Genomic DNA, 19,341 nt, shown 5'->3' with positions numbered 1-19,341 from the left:
CATGTTATTGAATAAAATAATAGATCTCATAAATTCAAAAAGTGAAGGTGAATATTGGGACTTTAAAGAGAAGCCTTATGAAAATAATGCTGCACTTTTGCACGATATATTATGCCTTTCAAATTGTCTCTATGAAGGAGAAAGATATTTGATTATTGGATTAACAGATCCTTCAAGCGGGTGTCAATTAATTGGGTTGGAAAAAAATCAAGCTAACCGTAAAAATCAAGTTTCTTATATAGACTTTTTAAGATCAATAAAATTTGCGGGAGACAATAGGCCTGTATTGGAATTAAAAACTTTAAATCTAAATGGTTCAGAAATTGACGTTTTAGTGATACAGAATTTACCTTTAAAGCCTTATTATATTACTACATCATACCGAGATAAAGACAAAGAAGTCAAAGCGAACCATATTTATTCAAGAACCCAAGATACAAATACGCCGATAGATAAATCTGCCGACATAAATCAAATTGAAAAAATGTGGTATCAAAGATTTGGTTTAGATCTTACTCCTGTTGTAAAGATGCAGCGTTATTTGTTAGATCCAAATCAGTGGACAAAAAACATAGGTAATAGCAGATTAATCTTTCATAATACTTTTCCAGAATACACTATCGAACTGAGTGAAGTCGAGAAATTTTGGGAAGTATATAGTTATTTCTTTACGAATGAGAAATCGTTTTTAGGAACGGCAAAGTTCAAATGCCATCAGACAGAATTATTTGAGCTAGAATATATGTATTGCGATGAGATGAGGATAATTTTGCCAGTTCCACAATCAGCATATCTGCGCGTTGATGGTGAGGACAATTGGTATTACTATTATGATAGGAGCTCCAACGACGGCCTATTTTTGCATTTTCTTACTGATGGAAATTATAATCTTGTGTCCCGCGGTACGGGTGCGCCATTCCTATTGTTTAACGACCAGGATGCCAGAAACGATTTCAACCAGTATGTATTAGACAACTCTACGGGACTCGAAAATATAGAACCTACATTTTGGGGCCAACACGCATTAAAAAGAATGACACAGACGGGAAACGAATCTGTGATCGACCCATTGTTCTTAGACCGGATATATCAGCTTTATCAGGCCTGGATACTCAAAAACATTTAAAGGATGATTTTTAACTCAGATATAACATTCAGTAACGAGGCAAAACAAGTACAGGAGACCTCATATAAATTTTTGGAAAGATCTTCATGGAACCGCTGCAAATTAGCGAGGACCCTCATATCAATGTGGATTAAAGATTTGACCGATGATTTAGAATTTATTAGCCAGATCAGATCTAAAAGCGACAAGCAACATGATGCAGCTATTTTCGAACTCATTGTTTATACATTTCTAAGCAAACAGGGCTTGACAGTAGACAAACATCCGATCCTTTCAAAGGCGACTACGCCTGACTTTACAGCTAAAAGTGATACGGTAGCTTTGATGCTCCTTGAATGTACGCTTTCGTCAAACTCATTTGATTCGACGGAGGAGGAGAGACGAAAAGAAGCTGTCGAAGATATTATCATGCAAATTCACTATTACCCATATTTCATCAACCTTGGTTTCAAAAGAATATCAAAAATCAGTGTCACGCCAAAAAAGCTAAAAAGATTTATTGAACAAATAAGAATATCAAGTGAAGGCTTTGAAAATGAACAGTTATTTCATCGTAAATTCTTATACAAAGAAAATGAATGGGAAATTGAAATCAGTCTGCTAAAAAAGTCAAATAACGAAATAAAGACCAGCTTGGGTGCTGTATTTCAGGATGCAAAAATCATCGATAGCAAAAAAGCTATTCTAACAGCGCTTAATGATAAGAGACCGTCTAAATACGGTATCAGCGATACTCCTTATGTAATCTGCATTTGCGTTAATGATATGTTTTTTCATACTGATGAAATGTATAGTGTATTATTCGGAAATGACTGCGGCACCCATATTAACCTGACATTTCCCGGAAGCAGTGGCTTCCTTTATCACAACAAACCAGTAAATACTTCTGTATCTGCCGTAATTCTGTTTAAAAATACAGACATCTTAACATTAGGAAGTGCAGAATGGAGCGTTTGGCACAACCCATTTGCTAAAAACCCATTAGAGTTAAAGTCTCTACCTATTGATGAATATCATTTTACAATAGAGGGCAATAGGCTCTTAAAAAGAGTAATAAATAAAAAGGCTAATGTTTTCGAATTATTACACGTCGACGAGCTTGCCTATAACACTGATCCAAAGGGCACGGATGAATCCTGTTAACAAAAAAAGTCAACTGACAGCTCGGCGGGTTGAGGCATTTTTCTTTTTAAGACAAGCCTTGACAAAGGTAACCTCTTCAAAGGGAAAAACTTCCCCAATCTTCATTCATGGACGTACATCAATCTGCAAATCGATAAATGCAGGAGAAGCGCGATAGACGAGACGAAATAGTATGTAACTGCCTTTTTTAAAATCTTACTTGTTTTTTAAATTATTTTTTTACTTTCGGCTAAGGAGTCGAGTGCCTCAGTTGTGAGTGACTGAAACGCGAGGTTAATCAATAATTGACAAGTCAAACAGCATTTTTTTGTTAAACCGCTGGCATGGTTGTCTTTAAACACTCACGAAAACCAAAAAAGTCCAGCAAAAAACAAAATTGCTATGAAGCTTGAAATTACAAAAGCTTGCGCGGATTCTTTACGCGTCTTTACCCAAAACAATTACGGTATCCCACTAAAATCGTCCCATGCACATGAACTTGTGGCGGCTTATTTTGGCTATTCTTCGCGTGCCGCCATGCTCTCGGACGATGAACGTCCTATTTGTAATCTGACGAATGCGGAACTGATTATCTTAAACCATCCAACGCAGCGGATAGAACAGCGCCTAAAAACCTTGGCAAACCTGCCATTAGGACTTCCTTCCAGCGATATTCTTGCTGCGACAATTGACAAGACAATTGTCACCAATGAAAAATTACCAGGGAAGGTCTGGACAGATTTCAAAGAGATAGCAATAGCCTATGCCGAAGACAGGGTATTTCATAATGAGAAAATGATGAGAATGATTGGGATAGACGGCGGATTTGATCAAAGGGAGCTGGACTGGCTTATCCAGGTCAATATCAAGACAGAAGATACCAATGTGCTGATGACCGTCACGTACGATTACCCTGCAAAGGCAAAAAAGCCGATGAGACATGCCTCTGTGGCGGTAACGCTTCCACGTATTTCGGGAAATATTGGTTATGGTGAACCCCAAGTGCTGCCAACTTTTTATAACGGCCACATGAGCGATCCTGACTTCAGGTTAAAACACGGAATTGACTGATTATTGGACAAAAAAACATTATAGTTTCTTAAGCGATCCAAAGCTTCAACTGTTATTCAAATTTAACATGGGAATAAATCAAGTTATTGACCCCGCTGGAATAGAGTGGGGTCTTTTATCTGCACAATGAATCACTTAATTTTGTGTGAACAATACGTCCGTGGGATTGTAAACCCGTCCCGATCCCACCTCCGCCATTCAACGTAATAACTGCCGATGTTATTTATACATTTTACCAATCAGTAGGTTCAATACGTTCCAATTTTATCATAACCTTTTGCCTCAATCTTGGTGACGAGAAAAAGAGGCTTCTTTTTTCGACTACTTTGAAGTAACATCCGTCGTCGTTCATATTTTCATTCTCACATTGTAAATATATTTCCTCCCCATTATCTGGTATATTAGGAAGCACATCGAATGACTTTACATCAATAGCGTCACCCTTATAATAAAATTCTAATTCAAACGGTTTAGTCATCTTCTAATTTTTAAAGCTTTAGTAAATATAAGAATATTCATTTGTACATGAGTATGAAAAAAGGCTCAACGATCCTCCCCCCTTAAAAAGCCGTAACGAATACATAACGGAGCAAAATTTTGTGGTTTCAAAAAAAGTGCTTAAATCGCTTCTGTAAGTCACAAACGACATTTTTTGACCCAATCCGGATGGATAGAGTGGAAGACTCATAATCTTTTAGTCACTGAGTTGGGGCCAAGTGGAAATGAAGTTTAAGTTTAATTACAATAGATTTTTAATCTCTTGAATTTGTAACTTTCCAAAAGTATATCACCCCCCCCCCGAACGCTATAGCAAATCCAACCCAGGGGTTTTCATACCTAAGGTAGCAAACAAACCAATTGTCGCAATAATGCCAGTAACAAAAAACAGAATTATATTTCTCATAACATTAAGATTTAGATAAACGAAAACAGGCAAATAGAACTACATGGGCTAATCCCATATAATTCTATTTGCCTGTTTTTATCTTCTTAATAAACTCTAATAAAGGCGTTAAAGGTTCTATTGAACTCTCGTGGGCTCCACTTAATGGATATTGAAAAATTATCCCGTCTCTTTGTATTTCATAGATATTGGTTCGATCCAAATAGTTGCTAAATTTTTCCAATCTATCGTCTTGTCTAAATGTAGCAGAGTCAACTATGCCATAATATGGTGGATGGACACTGCCAACAAATCGATGTTCTAATTTAATTGCCTGTACCTGGACAATGCTACCCCCATCATCAGGGTTGACAGTATTGGACAGAAAATATTTAATTGGACATGGGGTATCTCCTTTCTCATAATATCTCAATAATTCGATCCCTGGATAGCATCCACTTTCCAATGCTACAATTTCACATACAGATAGATTGCGCATATACAAAAATAGGCTGGCTTGCGCCGCGATCTGAGGAAAAGAAGTAGTATGTAAGCGTTAGTGAAGCGATACTGAAAAGTATGAATATTTGCCATACTAATGAATTTGACGATAGTTGAATAGGACACTATTCCCCCATCTGACAACGTGCATAAGCTATACAATATTGATTTATCCAAAAAGGTAGAAGGAATTGCGGCGCTCCAGCAAAAGTAGGTTAACGGGCAAGCGTATTCGGAAAATCCCTACATGTAGGATGGATTGATTCTTGCATTCATGATAAAAGGTTCCATGATATTTGCGCTATTTGACGCTGCACTAGAAAAGTTTTTGTGTACTTTTAGTATGGAGAATGGTACAGGAGATAAGCAATTTATTCAAAAAATGGGTTATAGAAGTTATTTATATTTAAGAAAAAACAACAGAAATTTATACATCTTTGAGGCAAACAATTCTTTGCCTTTTTTTTGGATTGCACTTATAAATAAAACAATATTAAAAAAATACTTTCATGATTGGCAAAAGTATCTAGAGGATCAAGAAGCCCGCAATCAACAAAAATTTGAACAATTTTCAGAATACAATCCCGAAAGTATTACTATAAGCGAGCAGGCTTTAAATATAAACTCGTCGAAAAGCAGGATATTTTTACAAAAGCATTTTCCAGAAACAATTCCATTATTTGATGATTTTATCACTTATATCAAAACGCAATTTGAAACCGATGACAAGCTTGAAATTGACATTAGTCAATTGTCCGCATTTTACAATTCGCTAAACAATTTCTATCACATATTAGAAAATGAATTGAACGCAATAGAAACAGATAATCCCGCCGACATAAATTTTTTGGCAACTGAAGATTTAATAGGACAAGGAACGGGATTTGTGATGAGTGACAACAAAGAATTTTCATCATTTCCGTCTTATCAGAAAGAACTCAAAAACAGAAAAACCGCGGTCATTGTAGAAAAACAAAAATTCAACAAGAAATCTCTGATAACTGCCGTTATCTTATTTCTGTTATGCCCTGTTTTTTCAGTAATTGCATACAAAATGTATAAAGACGAAGGGCTTACAGGAATGATCGCATTAATAGGAATTTTAAATTTAGGGTTTTATGGTTTTTCGATTTGGTCTCTAAAAAAAGAACTCAATAACTTTCTTGGAAAAAGGACTTGACTTCGCCAAATCATGATTGACCATAGCGGGAGTAGACATCAGCATTAAGATCTATTCTTTCAGTTTGCTAAATAGCTGTATTGCGGTTTTCAAATCCAGTGCCTCCATATCCACAAGCTTTAATGCTTTGACCATATGGAGCGTGCCGGTCTTGTACTTTTGAAAATGTTCGGTTTTCAAATGGGACTGATAGGCTTGCTGATCTTTGTACATTTCCAGTATTCTTACCTGTGTTGGATTATCTTTTTGGAACATGGGGAAGATGGCAATTACACCCGGTTCAAGCCTTACGGATGCTTCCGCTTCTTCTTTCAGTATGATCTTGTAGTGTTCTACATGCTGGGGATGTATTTCGATTTCTGAAATGCGCACCATCATTGCCTGCTGCTGGGCATGAGTATTGTTGGTCATGCAAAAAATTATTGCTGTTGCCAGTATAACCTGCAACGAAAATCTAACCCAAACAGGGTACTCAAAAATATTTTTATACATATTATAAATGTTTAATAATTCTTACTTTTCTATTGTAGAAATAACAGTTCTTGCGGTTTCGCCTCGCTCCTTGCCTACCGTTTTTTCAATAACTTGGAACAGGGTCTTTATCTGTCCTGCTGTAATGCCTGTGTTCGACCCTATTATATTCTCCGTTCCCAATGCAGCGGGCAAAGCTGCTACACAGAACGGAAATCCACCCTCGCATTGTCAAAAAGCATCTTCTCATATCTTTTAATTTAAATATTCCCTAAAGAATGTTTCCAACTTACCGAAAGGAATTACGTCAGTCTTGTCGTATAAATCAACATGGACAGCATTCGGTATAATGATTAGTTCCTTTGGTTCAGATGCCGCTTTAAAAGCATCTTCGCTAAAATAACGGGAGTGCGCTTTTGCACCAGCAATGATCAAAAGCGGCCTTGGCGATATCTCTTTGATATAGGTTAATATGGGCATATTCATAAACGATAATGCGTTAGTTGCATTCCATGCTCCGGTTGAATTAAGTGAGCGTTCATGAAACCCTCTTGCTGTGCGATAGTAATCGTAATAATCTTTCACAAACTGTGGCTCATCGCCTTTCAGTTTTTCGGGATTTAATAGTGGTCCGGAGTGAAAGCTTCCTGCTTCCGCATCTTTCCAGCGTTGCTCGCCCAATCGTTCTAATGTTTTTGTACGATCTTCTAGTGTAACAGCATCATTATAACCTTTCGACATGACTCTTGTCATATCGTACATACTTGTCGTCGCTACGGCTTTTACCCTTTTGTCTATTGCAGTCGCATTTAACGCGAAGCCACCAAAGCCACAGATCCCAATGACCCCAATTTTGCTTCGATCAATATTTTTCTGGATCCCGAGGAAATCTACTGCCGCACTGAAATCTTCCGTGTTGATATCGGGCGAAGCAACAGCACGAGGCTCCCCGCCACTCTCTCCTGTATAAGAGGGGTCAAATGCCAACGCTGCAAAGCCACGTTCTGCCATTTGGTTCGCATATAATCCTGAAGACTGCTCTTTTACCGCTCCGAATGGGCCGCTAATGGCAATTGCGGCTAATGGCTCAATCCCCTGTTTTTTGGGAAGGTAAAGATCTCCGCTCAATATAATCCCGTAACGGTTTTTAAAACTCACTTTCTGACGGACTACTTTATTACTTAACTCAAAGGTATAGTGTTCTGTTGCTGCGTTCATTTTGCTCAATTTATTAACTGATTTGGTCTGGCAGAATGCCTGTGTAAAAACGACCATGATCATAAGTATAGTTAGGGTTCTCTTTTTCATTTATCTTCGATTGATTTAATAATTTTTGCCGGTACGCCTCCCACAATCGTATTATCAGGAACATCTTTTGCTACGACCGCTGCTGCTGCAACTATCGCATTTACGCCGATGGTGACGCCCGGCAGAATACTTGCATTTGCACCGATCCATGCATTCTTTTTGATATGGACATGCCCGGGGACCAGAGACTGCCGATCCGCTGCGGCTATAGGGTGCCCTTCTGATAAGATACTGACTTTCGGGGCAATGAGTACATTATCTTCAATTGTAATGCCTCCTAAATCCAGTAACGTACAGTCAAAATTGATAAACACATTTTTTCCTATACGGGTATTTTTACCATAGTTGATATAAACCGGAGTAAAAACAGTAACACTTTCGTCGATCTCGCGGCCTGTTATCTGGCTTAGAAAACTTCTAACTTCCGTAGGGTCAGCACTGTTGTTCATCTGAACGAGGAGCTCTTTTGTCGCGTGCGCGGCTTCACGCATCTTATAGGCTTGCGGATCATTGGACGATATCATCTCTCCATTTCGTAACCGCTGAAAAATGTCTGTGGGGTTTGATTCCATATATTAAAGTAATTTTAAGAAACATCATCATATGGAGTATAGTTTACCTCCACCATGGTTATACAAATTTCTTCTTTTAACCAGGTTGATTGTTTATACAGGATACGGATTTATTTACCAGTTTTACAGATTATGCCCGAGCATGGGAAAAAACAAATTGAGGTTTAGTAGATTTGAATTCAAATTTGTTAAGTTATGGAGCAGGTCGAAAGATATGATACGGTCAAGCAGTACAATGACAGCATGGGAGTAGACACCTTGCACCCCCTAGTCAGTGTAGTCAATTTCAATGAAATACCAACTGTTCAGAATTTTCGGCGTTATATGGGCATTTATGCTGTATTTCTGAAAAATATTAAATGTGGCGATATGCGGTATGGGTGTCAGCCCTATGACTATGAGGATGGAACATTGGTATTCGTATCGCCCGGACAGATTTATGGAATTGACAGTAAAGGTGTTGCCATAAAGCCATCCGGGCATGGACTTGTCTTTCATCCCGACTTTATAAAAGGAACCAACCTGGGAAAGCATATAAAAGACTATACCTTTCTTTCCTATGAGGTGAACGAAGCACTGCATTTATCCAAAAAGGAGCGCAAAACCATTGTGCATTGCTTTGAAAAAATAGCAGAAGAAATTGATCAGAATATCGACAAGCATAGCAAAACATTGATCGTATCCAATATTGAGCTTTTGCTAAATTATTGCCAGCGTTTTTATGACCGGCAGTTTATAACAAGAAGCAATGTCAATAGTGATATTCTGTTACGGTTTGAGAAGTTGTTGAATGACTATTTCAATTCAGACAAAACACTTTTACTGGGACTTCCCTCCGTCAGTTATTGCGCTGATCAACTACATCTTTCTCCGAATTACTTCGGAGACCTTATCAAAAAGGAAACAGGAAGCACAGCATTGGATTACATACAAGCTAAATTGATCGATGAAGCGAAAGAAAGAATCTTTGATCATTCCAAAAGCATTAACGAAATCGCCAGTGAACTAGGCTTTAAATATCAGCAGCATTTTACCCGCCTTTTTAAACAAAAAACGGGAGTTACACCGAATGAGTATAGGAATTTAAATTGATAAATCTTACTGCACATACTGTAAAATGCACAGCAGGAAAGGTGGTCATTCTACGTCGACGAAAAAAGGGCTCATTTATTTCCTTATAAATAAGCCCTTATAATCTATTCGAACTTTCGTTTCCTGTACACTGTTTGATATTAAAATCAGCGCTATTCTATTATTGCCTCAACACTTACTCCACTAAATTATTAGAAATATCTAAGCTTTCACCAACAGTATATAACCTGTAAGTCGGATCTTCAATATTCCGGATGATATTGTCGGTAATCTTTCCAAAAATATTATTGCTGCTTTGTAGTCCGCGCTTAAGTTTTACCGTTGGGGAGCCAATCAAAATATTATCCGAAACAAGCAAATTTTCATTTGCATCGACACGTATACCAGAACCGCCAGCTACCATAGTTACGGTATCATTCGAGACGTTATTCCCCGTACATTTCAACACATTGATGGCCGAGAGATAAATATAATAGAGTTGACAATTGTTGATCCTATTATCAGTGATAGCTATCCTGTCAAATCCTGTACCTGTCGATTTAAAAGTGTTGATACCGGTTTTAAATCCGCTTTTGATCTGATTTCCACTCACATTGATATCAGATGATCTGCGTGTCGAAGAAGATTGAATATCGATACCGGCCTCATTGGAACCATTCCCCTCGATAATATTCCCTTGTACCGAACAGTTGTTGACCGTATATAATGAGATGCCTGTTTTCTCAATACCCAAAACTACATTGTTGGCTATGATTGTCCCGCGGCTCCCAGTGACTGAATTTGTAACACCGATGCCATCTATTCTTGATTTTTCGATCAGGTTACCAGTACAAGTTACTTCCCGAGACCCATTGATCGAAATTGCTGCCGGGCTTAGCTGTCTATTGACAGTGAGCGTATCTCTTCCAATTAGGGTATTTCTAACGATATTATCACTGATAACTGCTTTCTCTACCGTTTGTAAATAGATGCCCATTCCTTTGGCGTCGGTACCTGTACCATCTGAGATATTCTCTACCAGATTGTTGGAGATGACAATATTGTCAATGACTTGCAATGGATCTAAATCGGTTCCCAGATGGTAGAAAACAATTCCGTATTCGCTCTTATCTGAAATACGATTGCCTGTAATTATGTAATTGCTCCCTCCTCCCATACAGTGAATACCGTAACTGTTGCTACCCACGAAACTAGAATTTGTGCAGGTAAATCCAATGTTCCTAGCGGTTGTAGTAACTGAATATCCAAAAGAAACATCAAACATACTGCGATTCTGATAAAAGTGGCTGCCATCAACCGAGAGATTGTTTGTCTTTATACTGAGGATACCACCACGTATGGCATTGTAGATTTCACAGTTGCTGAATGCGATTTCATTACAATCTGAAATGTACACATTGTGATAATATATGCCACTTTCGCCCTGCGGAACCTCAAATTGGCCAAAGCCTTTTAGTTTAAGCCCTTCGATTGTAATCTTGGAAGAATTGGTCAAAGAGATAAAATTCCTTCCGGCTTCGGACTGGCTCAACCCGCCATTGTTGGAATAAAACTTAATATTATTGGCCTGATCAATGACAAGGCTCTTTACACCGTAAACCCCATCTAAGTAAACATTTAACCCTTTGAGGATAGCCAGATTCACGAGCTTCTGAAGCTGGATGGTATTGTCGGCAATAGTAGTACTTACACCAAAATAGCGAGCGTCAATGTAATCTACAAATTCGTGCTGCAGCTTGCTGTTCTGGACTGCAATAATGCTTCCGCCATCGTCTGTTCCTGGATCGGGACTGGCTGGAGCTAAGTAATAAATAATCGGTGCCGCTGTATCACCTTTTTCATAATACCCCAATAACTGTACGCCGTCGTAAGTTCCATTCTGTAAAGCGGTAATTTCACCTGCAGATAATGCTCGCATATCTGCCATCGTGTTCTTTACTAAAAATTGATTTGCCATATTTCTTTTCTTTTTAAGTGTATAGCAAAAGTAGGCTGGCTCGCGCCGCAACCTGAGGAAAAGAATGACTACGTTAGCGGTAGCGCGGAGATACCGAAAAGTCGGGGTTTGTCCATCATAATACTATAAGGGAAACAGCGAAATTTGCAGAATACTCCTAATAAGATCTGCCCCAAATAATTTGGTATGATGAACTATTACAGCTATATTAGTATAACCGGTTAAATAAATAGCATTTAGCCAAGCGTCCTAATTTAATTGGGGCGCTTTATTGTTTTTTAGCCCCTGTATAAATTCAAGACCATAAATATCTAAGCCTGTTCGCCGATCATTTTTAGATTTTTGAAGAAAAGGGCAGTCTTATCGGATTAAAATAGAATTGAATCGATATGGATCATTTAGAATCGATACCATTATGGACATTAGTAGCTAACATCAAACAGGAAATTAGCTATGGTCAAGGGAAACTGCAAACTCGCTATGGCACGAAACAGTTTAGCCCGGGCACCAAAGTGTATATTATCGATTGGTATGCTGGGATGTGCCAAGATATTACCGTAATCGGCTTGTCCAGAGATACGAAAAAATTAGTTACCATTGTTATACGGGCCGAATGGATCGAAAACCTCCGCGTCAGGTTGTGCCACAATCCTAAAGTCTGCTCAAAAATAAAAGCCTACTTTGATAAGAAGGACGCTGGAATGCAGCGGTATAACGAAAAATTCATCAATGATATGTTTATCGGTATACCTCAATGGAATGAACCCCGGCCTTAGCACTGGTTTATTCTTTCACCTGAGATACCCATTTCGGAGCACGATCAATAGTCTGTCTAAGGTATAAATTCAATTGTGCAACGTGATGCTGAATATGCCGCATATTATACAATAGAATCTCAAGGAAAGAAAAGTTTTTAGATTCGTTGATCCAACGTGCATTCATTCTGCTAGGAGTGAGTTTTTCTATATGCGTTCTAGCTTTTTGTCTGCAGTACTCCAAATACGCAAGAATTTCTGACCTGGTATATGTCCGGTCCGGTTTTTTGCCCGTCGGATCAAATTCTGAAAATGTAAACGGTTTTGGTGGTTCAAATTTATTGGGTTCTACAGATAAATAATAATCTGTCCAAAAGATACAGTGGAAAGACAGGTACCAAAAATCTAATGCTGTATCCCAATGTTCATCGGGACACATATGGATCGCATTTTCAAGCATGTCTAAACTAGCGCCAAACTGGCTCCAAAGTGCGTCTTTTATCATAATTGAATCTTGCATATTTGATTTTTTACTCAGCGCCGCGATGTTTCTTATTTGTTCAAAAAATTCTTTACCTCATCATTAACTGGAGAATTATTGTAATTATCTATAGCAGTATAGGCCCCACCTAAATCCTGTCCTAACCGTTTTTTTAAATGGGGGTTTTCGGAAAAATCCAATTTACCCAAAAAACTTAGATAAATGGCATTTTGAACTCGTTTATCAACTAAAGGCAAATTCTTAGTTAAAAAATCCACCATAACATCAAACTTATTCAGATCATTTTTAACTATAGCTTGCTGTATAAACCGTTTAAAACGACCCATTTGAAAGATAATAGAAGCCCTGTAATCTTCATCTAAAAGTTCTTCTTTCAAACTCGGAAACAATTGAATCAACTCTTTAATAAACAAATCTTGGTCTTTCATCATTATTATATTGGAACAACTTCCTTACTTTCTTCCCTCCTTAAATCAATAGCTCTTGAATACGATGATAAAATTAGCGTTTAATATAATCCCTATATTCTTCCTGAATCATTCCCGTGGAAATATATCTATGAGAAGATGCTTTGTAGCTGAATGTGGCAAATTCTAACGCATCAACGATTGAAGGAAAAGTATGAATTACGCCAAAAGGTTCATCAGGATCAATCAATGAAAACGCATAGATATCCATGAAATCTTCATTCCCCTCATCAAAGCATTCAAAATAGGCTACAGAAAAACTTTCGTCGTTTTCCTTATCAATACTTAACCATTTAAGAATAGTATAATCATCTTCCTGGACATCATCCAGCCACTGCTCTACAGATTTTCCCAGTCTAAGCCTTGTTCTGATTTGATCGTCTGTTAAATACTGTATCATAAATAGAAACGTGATGTATGAATTTAGTAAATTGTCCTATGGAAAAGAAATCATTTCGGCATCATCTTTTAATCCATTTGATTGATTTATGAAAGTATGCTTTTTAATCCCATTTTTATTTTTCATCATAGCGTGTCAAAGCAAATGATCAAAAACAGGTACCAGACAAAATCCAAAAACAAGCATTTGTATCGTTAGGTTACGTATGTGGGGACTTTGCGGTCAGGGTTATGATTTTATCCTAGAAAAAATAAATGGGAAATGGAAGGTGATAAAACGCGACTATACTTGGATAGCTTAAAAAGATAGTGTTCATTGAGTTTCTCTCCTATTTTATCCACCAAAAGCTGTTTGCTTTTCCTTTTTATTATATTTACTCAAAAGAGTTCGCAACCTTGGCTAAATTTCGGTCGGTTTAGAGCACGACATCCAATAGACACACAATGACACTAGAATTAATACCTGTAATAGAAATTGGATATAACATTCAGGGCATTCCAACACCAGACAAATATCCTTATTGGGACTACCCTATGTTATGGGATAAATATAATGCTGAAAGCTACAAAAAAGCAGGTTTTAAAGACGATTTAAACCCATATTTAGCCGGATCATCATTTTACAGACTTTCTGAAATCACAGACAGCAATTTAACGAAACTAGTAATTGACCATACACACGAAATGAGGGCAGGAACATACGAACGAGAACAAGCAAGTGCGTTTTTTGGAGGTTATGTTCTTCGAATTGACCAGCAGGACAAATATTTTCCACAATGTTGTGGCGATCTTTCAGACATCCATTATTGGGAAAAACTTGCAAATGGAAAAGATGGCTATTATGCAGGACATCCGCAACCAAAAGTAAAAGTGGACACGAACATAATTACGTTTGATTTTACAGTAGAAGAGTTTGACGAACACTTTGCCCCCACACCAAAAGATGTATTGGTTTCATTTGAAATCTCATCTCTAAAGTCAGCAATTGAAAATGTAAAACAGGAGCTCGAAAATTTTGAAGTAAGACTGGAGAGAATAAATCGGGACAACAATTTAAACATTGAAAGAATATGCGAACTGTTGATATGGAATGATGAAGACTATTAATAAAGAAAACGGAATGACTACATTATAGCCAATTTTAGAACAACCGAAACATCTGACAAATGAACGAATTTACCGAACAGTGTAAACTGATGAAGACTCTGCTATTTTCTACAAGCTGATACTGATACTGAGTTATGTTCAGTCGTACATATCAAGTACAAAATTCACATTGTCGTTATTCAAATCCTGCAATTTCTTTAAAGCCATATTAGCCTTCTCAGAATCGATGATTTTTAATGCGTGAACACATTTTCGTAACGTTGGCTCCAGCTCATCATCATACCATCTGTATATTTCTTGGTTTAAGGCGATATTTAAAATGGGGTCTACAAACCTATCGTCAACCAATCTTTTTAACCAAATTAAACTGACTAGATCCTCGTGCCTACTATGCCAAGTGCCTATAAGGGCTTTCTCAAGAAGATCATAATCATCGGCACCAATTTTCTGCTTTTGCCTAAAATCCAAGCTTTCTATCAAAATTTTTTCATTCTCATTTTCAATAGCTATTTTTAATTTGTTTTTTGCCTTTAATAGATGACTCAGGATAAAAAAAGTAAGTACAAACATAATTGCCTGAATGATAAACACGGGGTAAAGTAGATCCCCTTCGGCATAACGATATCCAAAACTTACAATCGTTACCGGAAATGTAAATACAAGCCCCACAAGAAACCATTCGTTATAAAACGGATCGTCAGGATAAATCGAACATACAGATAAAGTACCTATACTGACATAGGTCAAAGCAATAAAAAATGATAATTTTCTTTCTTTTGTGTACCACATATTGTATATCTACTCATACATAAGTCCCTAAAATAGCATGACAAGATTCAACTTTGATCATACTTTGTATTGACGTCATTTCTGACCATAGCCAATTAAAATACTGAATCACCTGTCGAGCTGGGATCATCGGCCTATCGGCGGTGGTATGTCCATCAGCAACTACAGTAATAGAATAGTCCTTTGTCAAGGCCGATTTTATTGTAGCATCCACACAAAAATCTGTGGCACATCCGGTCAAGACCAATTCTGTCACGCCGTTGCTGGTTAATAATGATTGAAGTTCTGTTTGATAAAACGAATCATTGGCTGTTTTAGAGACAGATATGTCTGCGGGTCCTCTGATCAGCTCTGGTAATAACGACCAATCTTCTGTCCCCGGCAGAAAACAGTTTTCCTTTGTCCCATCATGCTGTATAAAAATGACCAGCTCTCCGTTCTTTCTAAACACCTCGGAAAGTCTGTTTATCCGATCAATAACAGCAAAGGTATCATGCCTCAGCTCATAGGGTCTAAAACTTCCCCGTTGCATATCTATAATTAGTAAGGCTCTCATTTGTGAACTAGCTTCTGTATTATTGATAAATATAATGAATGTTCATTATTGAACATCAATTATTCGATATCAGATAACCAATAAACAAGCATGTGCTGTTTTGATGTATTAAACATCTTGTAATAAACAGGCGAAAGGTAAGAGATTTTAAGATTTTCTTAAAGTTTTTATTCTAAATCTTTATATACACCGGCTTATAAATTGCTATTTTTTTTAGTATATTTACTCCTGTAAAATAAAACTGTAATAGCCAATTATTCCGTCTAGTTTTCTCAAGCTGATGGGAAAGAACTTATCAAATCTAAAAACATGAATAAGAATAAAAAAATTAATGTACAAGGAGTAGATATTCTCCTGTATCAAGAACATCAAAATGATTACATATCACTCACCGATATTGCCAGACACAAAGATTCGGCACATACTGACGATTTAATTAAAAACTGGATGAGAAATCGCAATACAATTGAACTCTTAGGTTTTTGGGAAAGTATATATAACCCCAATTTTAAACCCGTCGAATTCGACGGGTTTAGAAAACAAGCTGGTCTCAATAGTTTTGTGATGACTCCCAAACGCTGGATTGAAAATATCAACGCAATTGGTATAGTTTCTAAAGCTGGAAGATACGGGGGAACTTTTGCTCATAAGGACATAGCACTAGAATTCGCTTCCTGGATTTCAATCGAGTTTAAACTTTATATAATAAAGGAGTTTCAACGTTTAAAAGACGATGAAAACAATCGTTTAAAATTAAATTGGGATTTACATAGAACTTTAGCCAAGGTGAATTACCAAATCCATACTGATGCAATAAAGGAAAACCTCATTCCAGCAGAAATTACCAAGCAGCAAGAGAATTCCGTTTATGCCAGCGAAGCCGATATACTGAATGTCGCACTATTTGGTATGACAGCCAAACAATGGAGAGATACTAATCCTGACAAAAAGGGCAATATTCGAGACTACGCAATTATAGAACAGTTGGTCGTGCTAAGCAACATGGAAAGTATAAATGCGTTGCTGATCCAACAAGGCCTACCACAAAATGAAAGACTTATACAACTGAACAAAGTAGCGGTAACCCAAATGAAGTCGCTCGTAGAAAATAATGCTGTTAAAAAATTGAAATAGAAAATCACACGTATTTTTAGAGAAAGTTTCTACAATTATTAAAACTTGTCCATACCTTAAAAAAAAAAGCATCATGCCCCAAGTAAGCAAACATACCTATAGCAATTCTGACGATTCATATAAACAGAGTAGAGCTAACGTCGAAAAATTTGGTCTTGAAGTGATCAATGTGGCAGCGACAAACTATCTACCTTCCTTCTCTTATAGCATTGGTCTGACACAGACTTATCAGCACCCCGAGATAATCTGTATAGGGTCATCTACGAAGTTGGCACATTTCATTATAAATGATTTCGCTGATCTAATCAAACATGGCCAAGGAATAGAAAGTAACAAGGTATTCAGCTAAACTTTTAGATTTGAATCCCCCTCTTCGATCCCTCCTTTTCGTGAACGCTAAACTATAATAAAGTTAGTAAAACTATATGTTGCATTTAAGGTACGATCTTCAAAATAATGAACCTTTGCAGCATCCGACTTTCGCTTTATGGAGATCAAAAAACCTTTTTCATCATAACGCATTTCCAGCTCGCTTACTTTTCCTGCATTCCAGACATCTTCCATCAGTTTTAGGTTTCGGTTTTGGTCATAGACATACTTTTCGGTTTTGGGATCAAGGGAAGAAGGTGTATCGATGAGTTGTAATAAAAGTCCTTCCTTGAATTGGTACGGTTCAGATGGTGTTGGAGCACTTTGCGGTCAGGGTTATGATTTTATCCTGGAAAAAATTAATGGAAAGTGGAAGGTGATAAAACGCGACTATACATGGATATCTTAGGTAGTCAACCCTGTGCGTATACCGAACAAATAAAAATAGTATTTTCCAATAAATAAAGACCTTCTGGTAAATGAGAGTTAAATATGTATATTTAATTATGAAAAATATTCTTTTCGCTTCCACACTGGCTCTGTCTATACTTTCCTGCCAAGAAAATAAGCAACAGAACCCACCTATTGTAGAGAATGCAGTGGATAATGCTGAATCGGCTGCTTCAGGTTCTTTTAAGAGTTATCGTGGAAACAATATAACTGTAGACAATATCTATTCCGAATTGATAAAAGATGATAAAAACCTTACAGCTCTCAATTCCATGATTGTGAAGACATTAGAGGAAACAGAAAAAGTTTTAGCTGTATATAACAGTGTACTCGAAACCACTAATTCTTATTATCAGGATGCCAATGAAGGAACGAAAGCCATTACAGATTCACTTGTAAAACAACAGGTAGAAAAAGAAATTAGCGCCAGTGCTGATCGATACGATCTTAAAGTAAAAGATATAACAGATCATATAAGTCAAATAACTAAAAATAATGAAAAGCTCGTTAGCACCTATACTGCTTTTAAAATCAGAAAAACACTACCTGAAATTGAAAAATATCAAAATGCGCATCCTCTAAAAATAGATAGCCTGAATACTTTCATTTCCAAACAGAATAAATTGCTGGAAGAATTAAAGAAATTTAAATAAATGATATCAAGAGAAGAAATAGTGAGTCAACTTGGGTGATCAGAAAAATAACCATAACTGATATATTTAAAACGAATTGCTTTGGATAGAACAACACATACAATCACTATTAAATCAATTGACCAAATTCCGACAGTCGATGAAATTAAATCAATTTCAAGAGAAGTGGCCTTAACGCTTATTTTTGAAGGAAAGACGAATAAACAGCGAGAACAAATCGGACAATATCTCGAATATGCACTTTCTGGTTTTCAGGTCTTGATCCATACTATCGACCCTGAACTTAACGTTGTAAAACTAATTACCGATAAAGAAATTGAAGATCATCAAGACTTTTTTGAGCAATGTGCAAAAGATTACGGGCATCTAGGTGGACAACTAGTGTTTATGTTGGTTGACAAACTTGATTTAAATTTAAATAAGGATTTTCCACTAGATACGTTTAACGAGTTAAAACAAGACGATCGACAGATAGGAACAGTTGGTGAATGGAGGTATTTCGTCCATGGTTTTCACTGCGGTTTTCAACATTTGACAACGAAACAATGTATTGAGGTTCCTCTTACCTTCGGACTCGAGTTTGGAGATTTAGATCCATATTTTTTCATGAAGTTTATCCTGTCTTCACCGGGCTACAGGCCTCTGCCAATTCCCCTATTTGATGAATATGCCGACGGATTAAGAATAATAAAAAAAATGACCGCATTAGGAAAATTTGAAGAGATTCCTTCTAATGTCCCTGGCCACACTGGCATTGCCGTCACAGATAGAGAGAAAGTTGAGATTAAATCCGACTTGGATTTAGAAAAAATATTCGTAAAACATATAAATATCTTAAATTGGATAAAGTGAGAAGACTGACTTAAAAAACAAGTAT

At 37.1% G+C, this 19,341-nt stretch carries 24 protein-coding genes; 12 read left to right on the top strand and 12 right to left on the bottom strand.

The features are described 5' to 3' along the window. Position 1: 1 nt before the first annotated feature. The 3 genes from B3600_RS15135 to B3600_RS15125 all read left to right on the top strand — a co-directional run bounded on the left by B3600_RS15135 (position 2) and on the right by B3600_RS15125 (position 3,319). A complete protein-coding gene (locus B3600_RS15135) occupies positions 2–1,126 on the top strand; it encodes an RNA-binding domain-containing protein (RefSeq protein ID WP_286753521.1) in 1,125 nt (374 codons plus the stop codon). Between the two features lie 3 nt (positions 1,127–1,129). After that, the gene (locus B3600_RS15130; protein WP_286753520.1) at positions 1,130–2,269 is read left to right on the top strand and encodes a hypothetical protein; all 1,140 of its coding nucleotides are present in this window, start codon (positions 1,130–1,132) and stop codon (positions 2,267–2,269) included. Positions 2,270–2,650: 381 nt separating this feature from the next. Beyond that, complete coding sequence (locus B3600_RS15125; protein WP_286753519.1) at positions 2,651–3,319, top strand: hypothetical protein; 669 nt, start codon at positions 2,651–2,653, stop codon at positions 3,317–3,319. Between the two features lie 232 nt (positions 3,320–3,551). On the opposite strand, the gene B3600_RS15120 is transcribed toward B3600_RS15125, so the two are convergent. Continuing rightward, positions 3,552–3,797, bottom strand: a complete 246-nt coding sequence (locus B3600_RS15120; protein ID WP_248932228.1) for a hypothetical protein — start codon at positions 3,795–3,797, stop codon at positions 3,552–3,554. Between the two features lie 490 nt (positions 3,798–4,287). Then, the gene (locus tag B3600_RS15115; protein WP_286753518.1) at positions 4,288–4,701 is read right to left on the bottom strand and encodes a hypothetical protein; all 414 of its coding nucleotides are present in this window, start codon (positions 4,699–4,701) and stop codon (positions 4,288–4,290) included. Positions 4,702–4,977: 276 nt separating this feature from the next. Here B3600_RS15115 and B3600_RS15110 point away from each other — a divergent pair, with 276 nt between their 5' ends. Then, positions 4,978–5,883 (top strand): hypothetical protein, encoded by a 906-nt coding sequence (locus tag B3600_RS15110; protein ID WP_286753517.1) that lies wholly within the window; start codon positions 4,978–4,980, stop codon positions 5,881–5,883. 51 nt (positions 5,884–5,934) lie between these two features. On the opposite strand, the gene B3600_RS15105 is transcribed toward B3600_RS15110, so the two are convergent. From B3600_RS15105 to B3600_RS15095, 3 genes are all read right to left on the bottom strand, one after another. Next, complete coding sequence (locus B3600_RS15105; protein WP_286753516.1) at positions 5,935–6,294, bottom strand: putative quinol monooxygenase; 360 nt, start codon at positions 6,292–6,294, stop codon at positions 5,935–5,937. 315 nt (positions 6,295–6,609) lie between these two features. Next, positions 6,610–7,662, bottom strand: coding sequence for an alpha/beta hydrolase (locus B3600_RS15100; protein WP_286753515.1), 1,053 nt, complete (start codon positions 7,660–7,662; stop codon positions 6,610–6,612). Then, entirely contained in the window at positions 7,659–8,234 is a 576-nt protein-coding gene (locus B3600_RS15095; protein ID WP_286753514.1) for a DapH/DapD/GlmU-related protein, read from the bottom strand. Before B3600_RS15095 ends, B3600_RS15100 begins: the two co-directional genes overlap by 4 nt. 195 nt (positions 8,235–8,429) lie before the next feature. Here B3600_RS15095 and B3600_RS15090 point away from each other — a divergent pair, with 195 nt between their 5' ends. After that, positions 8,430–9,326, top strand: coding sequence for a helix-turn-helix domain-containing protein (locus B3600_RS15090; protein WP_286753513.1), 897 nt, complete (start codon positions 8,430–8,432; stop codon positions 9,324–9,326). Between the two features lie 175 nt (positions 9,327–9,501). Here B3600_RS15090 and B3600_RS15085 read toward each other — a convergent pair whose 3' ends face one another. Continuing rightward, a complete protein-coding gene (locus tag B3600_RS15085; RefSeq protein WP_286753512.1) occupies positions 9,502–11,283 on the bottom strand; it encodes a right-handed parallel beta-helix repeat-containing protein in 1,782 nt (593 codons plus the stop codon). Between the two features lie 389 nt (positions 11,284–11,672). Here B3600_RS15085 and B3600_RS15080 point away from each other — a divergent pair, with 389 nt between their 5' ends. Then, a complete protein-coding gene (locus B3600_RS15080) occupies positions 11,673–12,059 on the top strand; it encodes a hypothetical protein (RefSeq protein WP_286753511.1) in 387 nt (128 codons plus the stop codon). A 7-nt stretch (positions 12,060–12,066) separates the two neighbouring features. Here the strand turns inward: B3600_RS15080 and B3600_RS15075 are convergent, their stop codons facing one another. The 3 genes from B3600_RS15075 to B3600_RS15065 form a co-directional block, all read right to left on the bottom strand. Next, positions 12,067–12,558, bottom strand: coding sequence for a DinB family protein (locus B3600_RS15075; RefSeq protein ID WP_286753510.1), 492 nt, complete (start codon positions 12,556–12,558; stop codon positions 12,067–12,069). A gap of 32 nt (positions 12,559–12,590) precedes the next feature. Beyond that, complete coding sequence (locus tag B3600_RS15070; RefSeq protein ID WP_286753509.1) at positions 12,591–12,971, bottom strand: DUF7674 family protein; 381 nt, start codon at positions 12,969–12,971, stop codon at positions 12,591–12,593. A gap of 70 nt (positions 12,972–13,041) precedes the next feature. Continuing rightward, positions 13,042–13,407 (bottom strand): hypothetical protein, encoded by a 366-nt coding sequence (locus B3600_RS15065; RefSeq protein WP_286753508.1) that lies wholly within the window; start codon positions 13,405–13,407, stop codon positions 13,042–13,044. Between the two features lie 443 nt (positions 13,408–13,850). On the opposite strand from B3600_RS15065, the gene B3600_RS15060 reads away from it, so the two are divergent. Beyond that, complete coding sequence (locus tag B3600_RS15060; protein ID WP_286753507.1) at positions 13,851–14,513, top strand: hypothetical protein; 663 nt, start codon at positions 13,851–13,853, stop codon at positions 14,511–14,513. A gap of 138 nt (positions 14,514–14,651) precedes the next feature. Here the strand turns inward: B3600_RS15060 and B3600_RS15055 are convergent, their stop codons facing one another. Beyond that, a complete protein-coding gene (locus B3600_RS15055; protein WP_286753506.1) occupies positions 14,652–15,302 on the bottom strand; it encodes a hypothetical protein in 651 nt (216 codons plus the stop codon). Positions 15,303–15,315: 13 nt separating this feature from the next. Beyond that, entirely contained in the window at positions 15,316–15,858 is a 543-nt protein-coding gene (locus B3600_RS15050; protein ID WP_286753505.1) for a cysteine hydrolase family protein, read from the bottom strand. Positions 15,859–16,167: 309 nt separating this feature from the next. Between B3600_RS15050 and B3600_RS15045 the strand changes: the two genes are divergently transcribed. Further along, positions 16,168–16,992, top strand: a complete 825-nt coding sequence (locus B3600_RS15045; protein WP_286753504.1) for a KilA-N domain-containing protein — start codon at positions 16,168–16,170, stop codon at positions 16,990–16,992. A 73-nt stretch (positions 16,993–17,065) separates the two neighbouring features. Beyond that, the gene (locus B3600_RS15040) at positions 17,066–17,341 is read left to right on the top strand and encodes a DUF4262 domain-containing protein (RefSeq protein ID WP_286753503.1); all 276 of its coding nucleotides are present in this window, start codon (positions 17,066–17,068) and stop codon (positions 17,339–17,341) included. Positions 17,342–17,388: 47 nt separating this feature from the next. On the opposite strand, the gene B3600_RS15035 is transcribed toward B3600_RS15040, so the two are convergent. Further along, entirely contained in the window at positions 17,389–17,556 is a 168-nt protein-coding gene (locus B3600_RS15035; protein WP_286753502.1) for a hypothetical protein, read from the bottom strand. A 70-nt stretch (positions 17,557–17,626) separates the two neighbouring features. Between B3600_RS15035 and B3600_RS15030 the strand changes: the two genes are divergently transcribed. The 3 genes from B3600_RS15030 (at position 17,627) to B3600_RS15020 (ending at position 19,316) form a co-directional block, all read left to right on the top strand. Continuing rightward, the gene (locus B3600_RS15030; RefSeq protein ID WP_286753501.1) at positions 17,627–17,770 is read left to right on the top strand and encodes a hypothetical protein; all 144 of its coding nucleotides are present in this window, start codon (positions 17,627–17,629) and stop codon (positions 17,768–17,770) included. 97 nt (positions 17,771–17,867) lie between these two features. After that, positions 17,868–18,464, top strand: a complete 597-nt coding sequence (locus B3600_RS15025) for a hypothetical protein (protein WP_286753500.1) — start codon at positions 17,868–17,870, stop codon at positions 18,462–18,464. Between the two features lie 81 nt (positions 18,465–18,545). After that, the gene (locus tag B3600_RS15020) at positions 18,546–19,316 is read left to right on the top strand and encodes a DUF6896 domain-containing protein (protein WP_286753499.1); all 771 of its coding nucleotides are present in this window, start codon (positions 18,546–18,548) and stop codon (positions 19,314–19,316) included. Positions 19,317–19,341: the final 25 nt, after the last annotated feature.

This window comes from Sphingobacterium sp. UBA2480, from assembly GCF_002341965.1.
Taxonomy (GTDB): domain Bacteria; phylum Bacteroidota; class Bacteroidia; order Sphingobacteriales; family Sphingobacteriaceae; genus Sphingobacterium; species Sphingobacterium multivorum.
The sequence above is the reverse complement of the archived record's forward strand: the minus strand, read 5'-3'. Positions and strand labels throughout refer to the sequence as shown.